Raw genomic sequence first — 14,389 nt, 5'->3', positions numbered from 1 at the left:
CACGCGGTGCCGGCATAAAAAGCTGGACCCCGGGTCAAGCCCGGGGTGACGAAGGGGAAAGGAATATGCGCTCCCGATCCAAGGGCCTCGAACCGGAGTGTAGGAGAATGTTCCACGTGGAACAACCGATATGGTTATCCTCTCAGCGCGAGCCGAGGACGTTTATGGTGAAGGCCACCACCCCCAGGTTGAAGACGAAGGCCGCCAGCGAATGCAATGTCACGGCGCGGCGGAACTCGGCGGTCTTGACCGAGGTGTCGCTGGTCTGGAAGGTCATGCCCAGCGTGAAGGCGAAATAGACGAAGTCGCCATAGTCCGGCGGCCGCTCGCCGGCGAAGCCCAGCCCGCCTTCGCCGTCCCGGTCCTTCCGGTAATAAAGATGAGCGTAATGAAGGGCATAGATGCTGTTGGAGAACAGCCATGCCAGCGCCAGCGTGGCGATGATCAACAGCTTGTCGGTGGCGGAAGCGGCGCTCGGCAGCAGCTGCACCAGCGCCAGCAGGATCGCCAGCATGGCGACCGCCGTCACCATCAGCAGCACGGGCCGGTTGGCGTCATTGTCCTCGGCGTGGCGGCGGAGCTGGCCGATGTCGCGGACGCCCAGCAGCGGGGCGGCCAGCAGCAGGAACAGCAGCGCCGCCAGATCGAATCCCAGCACGAAGCTGAGCGCCCAGTCCTGTCCGCCGGCCCGGAGCGCGCCGACGCCCAGCAGCAGCGCCAGCAGAAAGGCGAGGAAGCGCGGGGGCGCCACCCGCCTTCCGAGAAAGCCTGTGAAGCCCTTGCTCACCCGCCCATTTCAGCCCGGGGAAACGAAACTGTCCAGCACCATCTTCGTGCCGGCCTGGTCGAACTCGATCTCCAGCTTGTTGCCGTCCTGCCCCTTCACCGTGCCCATGCCGAACTTGGCGTGGAACACCCGGTCCCCCACGCGCAGGTCGGTGCGGGCCACGCCGCCGACGGTGGAGGACAGCGGCCGGGCGTCCAGCGTGACGGTGCGCGCCGGGCGGGCGGCGGTCTGGCGGTTGAGGCCGCCGGAAGTGGCGTTCGCCCACTCGCCGCTGCGGGCGCTGGCGCGCTCCCAGCCGGGGCCGCGCCCCTTGCCGCGCTCCAGATGCGCGAAGGGGTCGTCGTTCTGGGTGGCGGCGCGCCACAGGCTGGCGCCGCCGGTCAGCGTGGAATGCATTTCCACATGCTCGGGCGGAAGCTCGGCGAGGAAGCGGCTGGGGATGGCGCTGGTCCACTGGCCATAGACCCGACGATTCTGCGCGTGCAGGATGGTCGCGCGCCGCCGGGCGCGGGTGATGCCGACATAGGCCAGCCGCCGCTCCTCCTCCAGCGCCGCCGCGCCGCCTTCGTCGAGCGAGCGCTGGCTGGGGAACAGCCCTTCCTCCCAGCCGGGGAGGAACACATGGTCGAACTCCAGACCCTTCGCCGCGTGCAGCGTCATCATCGTCACCTTGGCCTCGGCGTCGGTGCGGTCATTCTCCATCACCAGCGAGACATGTTCGAGGAAGGCCTGAAGATCAGGGAAGCCCTCCATGGCGCGCACCAGTTCGGCGAGATTGTCCAGCCGCCCGGCGGCCTCGGCGCTGCGGTCGGCCTCCAGCATGGCGACATAGCCGGATTCCTCCAGCACCGCCTGCGCCAGCGCGCCCTGATCGAGCTGGTCGATCTGCCCGCGCCAGCGCCTGAGGCCCGCCAGCAGTTCCGCCAGCGAGCGGCGGGCGGCGGGGGACAGTTCCTCGGTCTCGACGATGGCTTGTGCGGCGGCCGGCAGCGAAAGCCCGGTCGAGCGCGCGTGCGCCTGGATGGTGGACTGCGCCTTGTCCCCCAGCCCGCGCTTGGGCACGTTGACGATCCGCTCGAAGGCGAGGCCGTCGTCCGGCTGCGCCACCAGCCGCAGATAGGCCAGCGCATCGCGGATTTCGGCGCGCTCGTAGAAGCGGAAACCGCCGACGATCCGGTAGGGCAGGCCGATGGAGATGAAGCGGTCCTCGAACTCCCGCGTCTGGAAGCTGGCGCGCACCAATATGGCGATGTCGGAGGGCTGCACGCCTTCGCGCAGCAGCCGCTCGATCTTCTCGCCCACCAGCCGCGCTTCCTCCGGCCCGTCCCAGATGGAGGTGACCTGCACCTTTTCGCCGGAATCGAGGCTGGTCCACAGCGTCTTGCCCAGCCGGCCCTGATTGTGGGCGATCACATGCGCGGCGGCGGCGAGGATGTGCGGGGTGGAACGGTAATTCTGTTCCAGACGGATAGTCTTCGCGCCGGGAAAATCCTTTTCGAAGCGCAGGATATTGGCAACTTCCGCGCCGCGCCAGCTGTAGATGGACTGGTCGTCGTCGCCCACGCAGCAGATATTGCCTTGCCCGCCCTTCGATTTCGCGGCCAGCAGCGTCAGCCAGCGATATTGCGCGGCGTTGGTGTCCTGATACTCGTCCACCAGCACATATTTGAAGCGGCGCTGCCAGTCGGCCAGCACATCGGCATGGGCTTCGAATATGTTGATGATGTGCAGCAGCAGGTCGCCGAAATCGGCGGCGTTCAACGTCAGCAACTGCGCCTGATAGGCGGCGTAAAGCTCGCTCCCGCGCCCGTCCGCGAAGGCGAAGGCTTCGCCTTGCGGCACTTTATCAGGGGTTTCGGCGCGGTTCTTCCAGCGGTCGATGAGGCCGGACAATTGCCGGGCCGGCCAGCGCTTCTCGTCTATCCCCGCCTCGACGATGATCCGCTTCAGCAGGCGCAGCACATCGTCGGTGTCGAGGATGGTGAAGTTGGAGCGCAGGCCCACCAGTTCCGCGTGGCGGCGGAGCATCCGCGCGGCGATCGAATGGAAAGTGCCGACGAAGGGCATGCCCTCGGCGGCCGGGCCTACCAGCGCCGTCAGCCGCTGGCGCATTTCCGCCGCCGCCTTGTTGGTGAAGGTGACGGCGAGGATTTCCGAAGGCCAGGCCCGGCGCTCGGCGAGAATCTGCGCGAGGCGGGCGGTCAGCGCCCTGGTCTTGCCGGTGCCGGCTCCGGCCAGCACCAGGATCGGGCCGTCGAGCGCGGTCGCCGCCTCCAGTTGCGGCGGGTTCAGGCCCTGAAGCCAGGGGTGGTTTGGAACGGGAGGGGATGCCATTTCAGGGAACAGATAGCGAACTCATGCCTTGGGGCGCAACAGATGCAGTTCGGCCTTGCCGACGCCGCGCGTGCTTTCGGGTTCGAAACCGGGGGTGTCCAGTTCCTCCCCGCGCGCGGTTTCGACCGAAATCCAAGTGTGCGGCGCCACCCAGCCCATGGTCAGCGCCGATTGCAACGCCTTCGTGGTAAGCCCCTCGCCATAGGGCGGGTCCAGGAAGATGAGGTCGGCCGGCGCGGGGGCGGGGGGCAGGCTGCAAGCATCGTGGCCGATCAGCCGGGCTTCGGCGCCGAGTTTCGCGATATTGCTTTCAATCGCGCGGCGGGCGGCCGGATCGCGTTCCACCAGAAAGCCCCGCGCCGCGCCGCGCGACAGGGCTTCCAGCGCCAGCGCGCCGGAGCCGGCGAACAGGTCCAGCACCAGCAGCCCCTCGAAACCGCCCAGCCGGCTGGTGAGCATGGAGAAGAGGGTTTCGCGCGCGCGGTCCGCCGTGGGGCGGGTGGTGGCGCCGACAGGGGTTTCGAGCGGGCGCGAGCGCCAGCGTCCGGCAACGATGCGCATGGCTCAGCGCTCCGGCCGGGGGGCGGGGCGGCGGCGGGTGAGGCCGCGCAGCAGGTTGGAGACTTGCAGCGACGGCACTTCCTCCACCCCGCGCGCCGGCAGTTCGCCCAGCGTGAAGGCGCCATAGGCGGTGCGGATCAGCCGGCTGACCTTCAGCCCCATGCCTTCGCACAGCTTGCGGACCTCGCGATTCTTGCCTTCGGCGAGCGTCATGGTCAGCCAGATATTGGCGCCTTCGGCCCGCGCCCGGCGGTCGACCGAGGCGTCGACCGGGCCATAGCGCACGCCTTCCAGCGTGACTCCCAGCGCCAGCGCCTCCAGATCCTGCTGGCGGACTTCGCCCAGCGCCCTGACGCGGTAGGTGCGCGGCACCTCGCTGGAGGGGAGTTCCAGCGCCCGCTTCAGCTCGCCGTCGTTGGTGAGCAGCAGCAGCCCTTCGGTGTTGAGGTCCAGCCGGCCCACGGGCACGAGGCGGGGGAGGCCCGGGGGAAGCGCGTCGTAGATGGTCGGCCGGCCGGCGGGGTCGCGCGCGGCGGTCAGGAAGCCGGCGGGCTTGTGGAACAGGAACAGCCGCGTCGATTGCGCCTCGGCGACGGGCTTGCCGTCCACCGTGACTCCGGCGAGGGAGGTGAGGATGGTGGCGGGGGTTTCCAGCGGCTTGCCGTCTATCGCCACGCGGCCTTCGGCGATCATCCGTTCGATGTCACGCCGCGAGCCGACGCCGGCGCGGGCCAGCAGCTTGGCGATGCGGTCTCCGCTGCCGGCGGGCTTCGCCGGGGCCAGTTGCGCGCGCGCCGTCGGCGAGCGTTGTGGACGCGAGGAGCGGCGGGCGCCGGGATTCTCGCGCGCTTCCGCCGTGGCGCCGGCGCGCGGACGGCGGGCGGACGGGCCGCGTGCGGGGCCGCCGGGTTTGCGCGGACCGCCCGGCTTGCGGGGGCCGCCGGTGTTGCCCGGGCCGCCGGGCGGGCGCTTATCCGGCATGGCTTTGCCCGCCCTGGACCGGCACGCCGATCAGCGACTTGGAAGTGCGGATCGTCAGCGAGGTCTTGACGCTGGCGACATTGGGGGCGCTCGTCAGCTTGCCGGTGAGGAAGCTCTGGAAACTGGGCAGGTCTCTGGCGACCAGCTTCAGGATGAAGTCGATCTCGCCGTTCAGCATATGGCATTCGCGGACTTCGGGGAGGCCGGCGACATGCGCTTCGAAGGCCTTCAGATCCTCTTCCGCCTGGCTCTTCAGGCTGACCATGGCGAAAATGGTGATCGACCAGCCGAGGTCTCCGGGTGACAGGTCGGCGTGGTAGCCGCGGATCACCTGCGCCTCTTCCAGCGCCCGCACGCGGCGCAGGCAGGGCGGCGCCGTCAGCCCCACTTTCTGCGCGAGGTCTACATTGGTCATCCGGCCGTCGGCCTGAAGATGCGCCAGAATCTCCAGATCGATCTGGTCAAGTTGATGGGGGCGATTCATGAAAAGCAGAAGGCTCCGAAAACGAGGTGGAAAATATAATAAAATTGCGCGGCTACGCAAATGAATTGCGGCGAAGATCCGGAAAGGGGAGGGCGTTAGCAGGGTTTTTCTGAACGCTTGCGGTCTGCCCGGCGGCCGCTTAAGTCGATTGCGAAAGGATTGTCCATGGGCGACGTCAAGCGGACCAAGCTTCTCATCATCGGATCGGGGCCGGCCGGCTATACGGCGGCGGTCTATGGCGCAAGGGCCATGTTGAACCCGGTGCTGGTGGAAGGCCTGCAGCCGGGCGGCCAGCTGACTATCACCACCGATGTGGAGAACTGGCCGGGCGAAACCGCGATCATGGGGCCGGAGCTGATGGCGAAGCTGCGCGCGCAGGCCGAGCATGTGGGCACCGAGATCATCTCCGACATCGTCGCTTCCGTCGATTTTTCGAAGCGGCCGTTCGTGGCGGTCGCCGACAGCGGGCTGGTGATCGAGGCGGAGACGGTGGTGATCGCCACCGGCGCCAGCGCCCGCTGGCTGGGGCTGCCGAACGAGACGCGGCTGCGCGGCAAGGGCGTTTCCGCCTGCGCCACCTGCGACGGTTTCTTCTTCCGCAACAAGCATGTGGCGGTGGTGGGCGGCGGCAACACCGCCGTGGAAGAGGCGATGTTCCTGACCAATTTCGCCAGCAAGGTGACCCTGATCCACCGCCGCGGCGAACTGCGCGCCGACAAGACCAACCAGGCGCGGCTGTTCGCCAATCCGAAGGTGGAAATGGTCTGGAACGCGACCGTCAGCGACGTGCGCGGCGAGGATGGCGTTTCCGCCATCGAACTGACCGACACGCAGACGGGGGCGGTGCGTGCGCTGGACGTGGACGGGCTGTTCGTCGCCATCGGCCACGACCCGGCGACGCAGATCTTCAAGGGCCAGCTTCGCATGGACGAGGAGGGCTATATCCTCGTCGAGCCGGGGACGCCGCGCACCGACGTGCCCGGCGTGTTCGCCGCCGGAGACGTGACCGACAAGCTCTACCGGCAGGCGGTGACGGCGGCCGGGATGGGCTGCATGGCGGCGCTGGAGGCCGAGCGATTCCTGGCGCATGGCGCCGCCCACGAGACGCGGGAGGCGGCCTGACGCCATGCCGATCGACTGGGACAAGCTGCGCCTTTTCCACGCGGTTGCCTCGGCCGGAAGCTTCACCGAAGGCGCGCGGCGGCTGAAGCTGTCGCAGCCGGCGCTGAGCCGGCAGGTGATCGCGCTGGAGGAATCGCTGGGCGCGAAGCTGTTTCACCGCCACGCGCGCGGGCTGGCCTTGACGAACGAGGGGGAACAGCTCCGCTTCACCACCGCGCGGATGGCGGACGAGATCGAGCGGACGAAAAGCTCGATCGAGGCGACTCGCAACCGCCCGACCGGCGAGATCAAGCTGACGACGACGGTGAGCTTCGGATCGTCCTGGTTGCCCAAGCATCTGAAGGACTTCCTGGACATGTACCCGGATATCCGGGTGAGCTTGGTGCTTTCCGACGAGGAGCGCGACCTAGCGCGGCATGAGGCGGATTGCGCCATCCGCTTCCACAAGCCGCACCAGGCGGACCTGATCCAGCGGCCCCTGGCGAGCATCCGCCACCGGCTGTGCGCGTCCGAAGCCTATCTGGCGAGGCATGGCGAGCCGAAGACGCAGGACGAACTGCTGACGCACCGGCTGATCGCCTATGGGCCGGAGGCGCCGGCCTATCTGCGTTCGATCAACTGGGCGCTGGAACTGGGGCATGACGGCCCGGCGCGCGATCCGGGGCTTTCCATCAACAACAGCTTCGGGGTGCTGCAGGCGGTGGAAGCGGGAATCGGCATTGCCGCGCTGCCGACCTATCTGATCCACCATTCGGGCAAGCTGCGGGTTTTGCTGCCGGAATTGCAGGGCGCCGTTTTCCAGACCTATTTCGTCTATGCGTCGGAGCTTCGCGGCTCCGTGCGGGTGTCGGCGCTGAGGGACTTTCTGATCGAGCGGATGACCCCGCTGAACCTGGGGGATGGGGTGGCCTGAGCGGGGAACTGCCTTCGCGTCGTCATGCATAATCTGCATGGCTGCCCTTGCTTCTTCGCACTTGCACAAAAATTCGGCCTGTCCTACATAGAGATTGTTGCTGCGTTGCAGCGCGGCCGGGTTTCCTCACTCCTCCCCGAGGCGCCTGGTCTGGTCGACCACCACTCTCCCTCCCTCCCTCGGAGGTCGACCGAAAAATCTAGGCCCGGTGTTAGAGCTTGCTCCACCGGGCCTTTTTCTTTGGTGATTGGGCTGTTTGCAAACCCGGGCGGCGAACGTCGGTTCCGGTGGGAAGCGGGGGCTGTGAAACGCCCTCGTCACCCCGGGCTTGACCCGGGGTCCCGCTGTCTTCCTCAAGCGCTGCGCCGGCGGAAAAGCTGGACCCCGGGTCAAGCCCGGGGTGACGGCTGTTGGAGATGTCCGGTGTCAGGCCGGCGACCCGCACAATTGCCGTGGGTTGGTAAGCTGCATAATCGCCTTATCTTTCCTCTCTTCGCTTTTGCTTCGCAGATATCTTTCCTTTGCCCTTCGGCCGGGGCTTGGGCAGAAGCGGCGCCGCCGCCGGGTTTTGGCGGAAGAGGTTTGCGGGGATATCAGAATGCGGATGAAGCCGTCGGCTGTTGCCGGTCTGTTCGGTATGTGGCTGGCGGCGCTGGCGATTCCCTTGGGAGCATCGACTGCCGCCGATGCGCAGGCGGATAGGGGAAAGCTTGCGGAAGCGCAGGAGGCGCAGCGGCTGTTGCAGGCGATGCGCAGCGATCCGGTGGCGCCGGTCGTGGCGCCTGAGGGGGCCGATGTGACGATCGTGGTCTTTTCCGATTACCAATGCCCTTATTGCCGGCGGATGCACCCGCCGCTCCAGGCGCTTCTCCGCGAGGACCCGAAGGTGAAAATCGTCTATCGCGACTGGCCGATCCTGGGGCCGGAAAGCGTGGAAGCGGCGCGGGCGGCGATCGCGGCGGGTTACCAGGGCCGGCATGCGGCCTTCAACGACGCGCTGATGGCCACCCGGGGGCGCATCACCTCCGAAGGGATTCGAGCGGCGGCCGAACGGGCCGGCGTGGATTGGGCGCGGCTGCAGGCCGACCAGAAGCGCAACGCCGCCGAGATCGAGCAGGCTTTGGCGCGCACCCATCGCTACGCCGGGATGTTGGGTATCAGCGGCACGCCGGCGCTGCTGGTGAACGACTATCTGATACCCGGAGCTGCCGATCTTGCCACATTGCGCAGCACGGTGGCGGAGGCGCGCCAGGATGCGAAGGCGGCCGGCCGCTGATTCGCCCGCCGGCAAGGGTTTTCGCGCCATTGGGGCGCCGCAGGCTTTTTCGGCGGATTTTCGCAGATTCTGCGGAATTTCGAGGCTCCGGCTTGCGAAACACCGCCCGATTGGCCCACAGACGCGCCGGTTTCTGTCGTTTGGAGATTGTTTTGAGCAAGATTGATGAGAAGCTGCAGCCCGTTCTGGATGAAGTGTTGCGCCGGAACGCGGGCGAAGCGGAGTTCCATCAGGCCGTGCATGAGGTGCTGGAAAGCCTGGGGCGGGTCGTCGCCAAGCACCCCGATTACACCCATCAGGCGCTGATCGAGCGCATCTGCGAGCCGGAGCGGCAGATCATCTTCCGCGTGCCCTGGGTGGACGATTCCGGGCAGGTGCAGATCAACCGCGGCTTCCGCGTGCAGTTCAACTCGGCGCTGGGGCCCTACAAGGGGGGGATTCGCTTCCACCCTTCCGTGAACCTCGGGATCGTGAAGTTTCTGGGGTTCGAGCAGATCTTCAAGAACGCGCTGACCGGAATGCCGATCGGCGGCGGCAAGGGCGGTTCCGACTTCAACCCGCGCGGCCGGTCCGACGGCGAGATCATGCGCTTCTGCCAGGCCTTCATGACCGAGCTGCACCGGCATCTGGGCGAATATACCGACGTGCCCGCCGGCGACATCGGCGTGGGGGGCCGCGAGATCGGCTATATGTTCGGCCAGTACAAGCGGCTGAGCAACCGCTATGAGGCGGGCGTGCTGACGGGGAAGGGGCTGGCCTATGGCGGCTCGCGGGCGCGGACGGAGGCGACGGGCTATGGCCTCGTCTATTTCGTGCAGCAGATGCTGGCCGCGCGCGGCAACGGGCTGGAAGGCAAGAAGGTCGTCGTTTCCGGTTCCGGCAATGTCGCCATCCATGCCATCGAGAAGGCGCAGCAGTTCGGCGGCACGGTGATCGCCTGTTCGGATTCGGGCGGCTATGTGCTGGACGAGCAGGGCATCGACCTGGAGCTTCTGCGGGAAGTGAAGGAGGTGCGGCGCGAGCGGCTTTCGGAATATGCGCGGATGCGCGGCGAAGGCGCGCACCATATCGTCGGCGGCTCCATCTGGGATGTGCCGTGCGACATCGCGCTGCCCTGCGCCACGCAGAACGAACTGACGGCGCGCGACGCGCGGGCGCTGATCGGCAATGGCGTGATCGCCGTGGGCGAGGGGGCGAACATGCCCTCCACGCCGGAGGCGGTGGGGCTGTTCCAGGCGGCCGGGGTGATGTTCGCGCCGGGGAAGGCGGCGAATGCCGGCGGAGTCGCCACCTCCGCGCTGGAAATGCAGCAGAACGCCTCCCGCGACAGCTGGTCGTTCGAGCAGACGGAGACGCGGCTGGCGCAGATCATGCGCGACATCCACGACAATTGCTTCGAGACGGCCCAGGAATATGGGGCGGCGGGCGATTATGTGCTGGGCGCCAATATCGCCGGCTTCGTGCGGGTGGCGGAGGCGATGCGCTCGCTGGGGGTGATCTGAAGGCTTGGAGCTTGGCGCCAGCGGAAAAAGCTGGACCCCGGGTCAAGCCCGGGGTGACGAAACGACAGGGAATATGAGCCCTGGGCCTAGGTCAGGACATGGTGCCGGGCGGCGAGAGCGGGGGGCAGTTGCGCTTCGCCGCTTGCCGCCAGCATCTCCCGCTCGACGAGGCGGCTCATCGCGTCGAGCGGCAGGTCGTTCGGCTCCAGCCCGAACGGGTCTTCGAGCTGGTCGCCCAGCGCATCCAGGCCGAAGAAGGTGTAGCTGACGAGGAGCACCGGCAGCAGCGTCCACCAGCCGAGCGTGCCGGCGAGCGCGAAGGGCAGCGCCAGGCAGAAGATATGCGCCGTGCGGTGCAGCAGCAGCGAATAGGCGAAAGGGATGGGCGTGGTGGCGATCCGTTCGCACCCGGCCTGCACTTCGGACAAAGCGACCAGTTGCCCTTCCAGCAGCGAATGGTGGATGGCGCCGATCCGGCCCTGATGCAGCAGTTCCAGGCAGCGGCGGCCGATGCCTTGCAGCAGGCTGTCGGTGGGGTTGGGGGCGCTTTCCCATTCACCCGGCGGGGCGTGGCTGGCGATGGCGGCGTGCTCGTCGGCCTCGCGCAGGCGGGCGGCGAGGCCGGCGGTGAAGGCGGCGACTCCGGTGAGGATGGGGCGGCGGTCTTCGGGCTGAAGCGTCGAGGTCTGCCGCGCCAGCGAGCGGGCGGCGATGATGAGGGCGCCCCAGAGTTTGCGCCCCTCCCACCAGCGGTCGTAGCAGGCGTTGTTGCGGAAGCTCATGAAGATGGAGAGCGCGATGCCGATCAGCGTGAAGGGGATGGCGCTGATTTCGCCGAAGACGCCGGGATGCTGGCGGGCGGCGAGGATGGCGATCAGCGAGACGGCGGCGATGGTGGCGAGGCGGCCGGCGATCCGCGGCAGGATCGAGCCGTTCAGCGCGAAGAGGATTTCGCGCAGGCCGGGTTTCGGGCGGACGATCATCTCAGGATTTCGCGCCGTAGAACCAGGCCTTGCGGCCGGATAGCAGATCGACTTCGAGACGCTGGTAATCGACTTCATAGGCGTCGGCGCTGAGCAATTCGGCCTGCGTTACCTCGAACGCCATGCCTTCCACCTTGTCGCCCGGCGCTTCGCTGCGCTCGACCAGCGGGTGGAAGCGGGTGCCGCTTTTGGCGATCACGTCCGCGTCGGTCACTTCGATCATGCGCGTGCGCCAACCGGTCATCGCGTCCGCCGCGCCTTCGAGCGGGCGGCCGAACAATGCTTGCTGCACTTCGGGTTGGCGGAGCGTGCCGTAGGAGAAGAGCAGTTGATCGCGCATGGGCGTTTTCCTGAGGCGTGGTGGGTGCTGCATCGCGGCATAGCGCGGCCATGGTTCGATGCAAGGTGGCGAATCCGGCCGGAAAGCGGCATCTGGAGGCGGAACAGGAAAGGATGCCCGTTTGACCGACACCGCCTTGCAGCCGCCCGCCGGGGAAGCGCGGGCCTTGATGGCCCATTTCGGTATCGCGCTGGAAGGGGAAGGCGATGGCCGGATCGCCGCGACATCGCCCATAGACGGGGCGCTGATCGGGCATGTGCCGGTGGCGACGGCGGCCGAAGTGGAAGAGGCGCTGGCGCTTTCGGCGGAGGCTTTCCGCGCCTGGCGGCTGGTGCCGGGGCCGCGCCGGGGCGAACTGGTGCGGATTTTCGGCGACGAGTTGCGGCGGGAGAAGGCGCGGCTGGGGCGGCTGGTGAGCCTGGAGGCCGGCAAGATCCTCTCCGAAGGGGAGGGCGAGGTGCAGGAGATGATCGACATCTCTGACTTCGCCGTGGGGCTTTCGCGCCAGCTTTACGGGCTGACCATGACCACCGAGCGGCCGGGGCACCGGATGATGGAAACCTGGCATCCGCTGGGGCCGGTGGCGGTGATCTCCGCCTTCAACTTTCCCGTCGCCGTCTGGTGCTGGAACGCGGCGCTGGCGCTGGTCTGCGGCGATCCGGTGCTGTGGAAGCCTTCGGAAAAGACGCCGCTGACGGCGCTGGCGGTGCAGGCGCTGTTCGAGCGGGCGGCGCGGCGGTTCGCGGACGAGACCGGCGAGCCGGCGTTGCCGGGGTTGAGCCGGCTGCTGATCGGTGGGCCGGAAGTGGGGAATGCGCTGGTGGAGGACCGGCGGGTGGCGCTGCTGTCGGCGACCGGCTCCACGGCGATGGGCCGGGCGGTGGGGCCGAAGCTGGCGGCGCGCTTCGCCCGCGGCCTGCTGGAACTGGGCGGCAACAACGCGCTGATCGTGGCGCCTTCGGCCGACCTGAAGATGGCGACGCAGGCGATCGCCTTCGCCGCCATGGGCACGGCCGGGCAGCGCTGCACGACTTTGCGGCGGCTGATCGTGCATGAGACGCTGGCGGCTGAACTGGTCGCGCGGCTGAAAAGGCTCTGGGCGAGCGCGGTGGTGGGCGACCCGCGCGAGGCCGGGACTTTGGTGGGGCCGCTGATTGATGCGGCGGCCGGCGAGCGGATGACGGAGGCGCTGGCGGCGGCGCGGGCGTTGGGCGGCACCGTGCATGGCGGCGAGGTGGTAGAGCGCCCCGGCGTCTATCGCCGGCCGGCGCTGGTGGAAATGCCGGCGCAGGCCGGGCCGATGCTGGAGGAGACTTTCGCGCCGATCCTCTATGTCGTCACTTATGGCGCGCTGGAGGAGGCCATCGCCCTCAACAACGGCGTGGGGCCGGGGCTGTCTTCGGCGATCTTCACCCGCGACCTGCAGGAAGCGGAGCGCTTCCTTTCCGCCGCCGGATCGGATTGCGGCATCGCCAATGTGAACATCGCCACCTCCGGCGCGGAGATCGGCGGGGCGTTCGGAGGCGAGAAGGAGACGGGCGGGGGGCGCGAGTCCGGCTCGGACGCCTGGCGGGCCTATATGCGGCGGGCCACCAACACGATCAATTACAGCGACCGCATGCCTCTGGCGCAGGGCGTGCGCTTCGATGTGGAAGGGTGAGGGCGATGTATGAAGCGGTGAGGATTGCGCATGCGCCGGGCGGCGCCGATTTCTATCGCGAACTGGGGCAGCAGATGGGCGGGCTGCTGGCCGGCGAGCGCAACTGGATGGCGAATTTCGCCAATTGCGCGGCGCTGCTGTTCGAGCAGATGCCCGATCTCAACTGGGCGGGATTCTATCTGCTGGAGGAAGGCTCCGGCGATCTGGTGGTGGGGCCGTTTCAGGGGAAGCCGGCCTGCGCGCGGATCGCGCGCGGGCGCGGGGTTTGCGGCACGGCGCTGGCGGAGGAGCGGGCGGTGCTGGTGCCGGATGTCCACGAGTTTCCCGGGCATATCGCCTGCGATGCGGCTTCGCGGTCGGAACTGGTGATTCCGTTGCGGCGCGAGGGGCGGGTGTTCGGGGTGCTGGATCTGGACAGCCCTTTGGTGGGGCGGTTTTCGGATGGGGATCTGGCGGGGTTGGAGCGGTTGATGGTGCGGCTGGTTTCGGCTTCGGATTGGTGAGGTGGGGGCGTTTGGCACGCCCCCACCCCAACCCCTCCCCTGAAGGGGAGGGGCCTTTCTTCCTAGTTGGCCAGGCGGCCGTTCTGGTAGTCGCTGACGGCCTTCTGGATTTCCGCCTCGCTGTTCATCACGAACGGGCCGTAGCCGACGATGGGCTCGTCGATGGGCTCGCCGGTCAGCACCAGCAGGGTCGTGTCTCCGTCGGCGTGGAAGCTGACGCTGTCCCCCTCGGTCGAGAGGTGCAGCACTTCCGCTTCGCCCACCGTCTGGCCGCCTTCGAGGCTGATGTGGCCGCCGAGCACCACCAGCAGGGCCATGTGGCCTTCCGGCAGGTCGAGCGTCACATCGGCGTCGCCTTTCACCCGCATGTCCCACATGTTGATGGGCGTGAAGGTGCGGGCGGGGCCTTTGTCGCCGCCGAACTTGCCGGCGATGATCCGCACATGGCCCTTGCCCTCCGGCAGTTGCACCACCGGGATTTGCGACGAGAGGATGGCCTGATAGCCGGCGGGTGCCATCTTGTCCTTCGCGGGCAGGTTCACCCACAGCTGCACCATGCGGAACGGGCCGCCGGTGCGGGCGAAGCCGGGGGAGTGGAATTCCTCATGCAGGATTCCGCTCGCCGCCGTCATCCACTGCACGTCGCCCGGGCCGATGATCCCGCCGTTGCCGGTGGAATCGCGGTGCTCCACTTCGCCGTCGTAGACGATGGTGACGGTTTCGAAGCCCCGGTGCGGGTGCTGGCCGACGCCGCGCCGGTCCTCCGTCGGCTCGAACAGCCAGGGGCCGCCATAGTCGAGCAGAAGGAAGGGGCTGATGCGGCTGCCGAGCGTGCTGCCCTCGTTGCTGTAGGAAAAGAGCGAGCGGACGGGGAAACCGTCGCCCACCCAGTGGCCGCGGTTGTTGCCGTAGCGGCCGATGATCGCTTTTTGCATCGCTGTTC

The 14,389-nt window shown here is 67.8% G+C and carries 14 protein-coding genes; 6 read left to right on the top strand and 8 right to left on the bottom strand.

The genetic code is table 11. The annotated features are described in order from the left end of the window. Window positions 1-142: 142 nt before the first annotated feature. The 5 genes from L6Q21_RS11190 to L6Q21_RS11170 are packed head-to-tail and all read right to left on the bottom strand — an operon-like array spanning window position 143 to window position 5,147. Window positions 143-751, bottom strand: a complete 609-nt coding sequence (locus L6Q21_RS11190; protein ID WP_237830842.1) for a DUF1345 domain-containing protein — start codon at window positions 749-751, stop codon at window positions 143-145. 45 nt (window positions 752-796) lie between these two features. Further along, complete coding sequence (locus L6Q21_RS11185) at window positions 797-3,121, bottom strand: ATP-dependent helicase (protein ID WP_237830841.1); 2,325 nt, start codon at window positions 3,119-3,121, stop codon at window positions 797-799. Window positions 3,122-3,142: 21 nt separating this feature from the next. Continuing rightward, the gene (rsmD, locus tag L6Q21_RS11180) at window positions 3,143-3,682 is read right to left on the bottom strand and encodes a 16S rRNA (guanine(966)-N(2))-methyltransferase RsmD (protein WP_237830840.1); all 540 of its coding nucleotides are present in this window, start codon (window positions 3,680-3,682) and stop codon (window positions 3,143-3,145) included. A 3-nt stretch (window positions 3,683-3,685) separates the two neighbouring features. Then, window positions 3,686-4,663 carry a pseudouridine synthase gene (locus L6Q21_RS11175; RefSeq protein WP_237830839.1) on the bottom strand — a complete coding sequence of 326 codons (978 nt, stop codon included), beginning with the start codon at window positions 4,661-4,663 and terminating at the stop codon, window positions 3,686-3,688. After that, window positions 4,653-5,147, bottom strand: coding sequence for an Lrp/AsnC family transcriptional regulator (locus L6Q21_RS11170; RefSeq protein WP_237830838.1), 495 nt, complete (start codon window positions 5,145-5,147; stop codon window positions 4,653-4,655). The genes L6Q21_RS11175 and L6Q21_RS11170 overlap by 11 nt, the downstream gene beginning before the upstream one ends. A gap of 165 nt (window positions 5,148-5,312) precedes the next feature. On the opposite strand from L6Q21_RS11170, the gene trxB reads away from it, so the two are divergent. The 4 genes from trxB to gdhA all read left to right on the top strand — a co-directional run bounded on the left by trxB (window position 5,313) and on the right by gdhA (window position 9,960). Further along, window positions 5,313-6,269, top strand: coding sequence for a thioredoxin-disulfide reductase (gene trxB, locus L6Q21_RS11165; protein WP_237830837.1), 957 nt, complete (start codon window positions 5,313-5,315; stop codon window positions 6,267-6,269). A gap of 4 nt (window positions 6,270-6,273) precedes the next feature. Next, entirely contained in the window at window positions 6,274-7,182 is a 909-nt protein-coding gene (locus L6Q21_RS11160; RefSeq protein WP_237830836.1) for a LysR family transcriptional regulator, read from the top strand. 598 nt (window positions 7,183-7,780) lie between these two features. Next, a complete protein-coding gene (locus L6Q21_RS11155) occupies window positions 7,781-8,458 on the top strand; it encodes a DsbA family protein (protein ID WP_237830835.1) in 678 nt (225 codons plus the stop codon). Window positions 8,459-8,610: 152 nt separating this feature from the next. Then, window positions 8,611-9,960, top strand: a complete 1,350-nt coding sequence (gene gdhA, locus L6Q21_RS11150; protein WP_237830834.1) for an NADP-specific glutamate dehydrogenase — start codon at window positions 8,611-8,613, stop codon at window positions 9,958-9,960. An 86-nt stretch (window positions 9,961-10,046) separates the two neighbouring features. Here gdhA and L6Q21_RS11145 read toward each other — a convergent pair whose 3' ends face one another. Further along, on the bottom strand, window positions 10,047-10,943 hold the full coding sequence (locus L6Q21_RS11145; protein ID WP_237830833.1) for a bestrophin family protein: 897 nt from the start codon (window positions 10,941-10,943) through the stop codon (window positions 10,047-10,049). 1 nt (window position 10,944) lies between these two features. Beyond that, window positions 10,945-11,283: a gamma-glutamylcyclotransferase family protein gene (locus tag L6Q21_RS11140; RefSeq protein ID WP_237830832.1), complete on the bottom strand. Its 339-nt coding sequence runs from the start codon at window positions 11,281-11,283 to the stop codon at window positions 10,945-10,947. A 121-nt stretch (window positions 11,284-11,404) separates the two neighbouring features. Here L6Q21_RS11140 and amaB point away from each other — a divergent pair, with 121 nt between their 5' ends. Further along, on the top strand, window positions 11,405-12,943 hold the full coding sequence (gene amaB / locus L6Q21_RS11135) for an L-piperidine-6-carboxylate dehydrogenase (protein ID WP_336246242.1): 1,539 nt from the start codon (window positions 11,405-11,407) through the stop codon (window positions 12,941-12,943). A 5-nt stretch (window positions 12,944-12,948) separates the two neighbouring features. Beyond that, window positions 12,949-13,446, top strand: coding sequence for a GAF domain-containing protein (locus L6Q21_RS11130; protein WP_237830831.1), 498 nt, complete (start codon window positions 12,949-12,951; stop codon window positions 13,444-13,446). A 62-nt stretch (window positions 13,447-13,508) separates the two neighbouring features. Here the strand turns inward: L6Q21_RS11130 and L6Q21_RS11125 are convergent, their stop codons facing one another. Then, window positions 13,509-14,381, bottom strand: coding sequence for a pirin family protein (locus L6Q21_RS11125; RefSeq protein WP_237830830.1), 873 nt, complete (start codon window positions 14,379-14,381; stop codon window positions 13,509-13,511). Window positions 14,382-14,389 lie beyond the last annotated feature (8 nt).

Source organism: Sandaracinobacteroides sayramensis (assembly GCF_022014495.1).
GTDB lineage: Bacteria > Pseudomonadota > Alphaproteobacteria > Sphingomonadales > Sphingomonadaceae > Sandaracinobacteroides > Sandaracinobacteroides sayramense.
The sequence above is the reverse complement of the archived record's forward strand: the minus strand, read 5'-3'. Positions and strand labels throughout refer to the sequence as shown.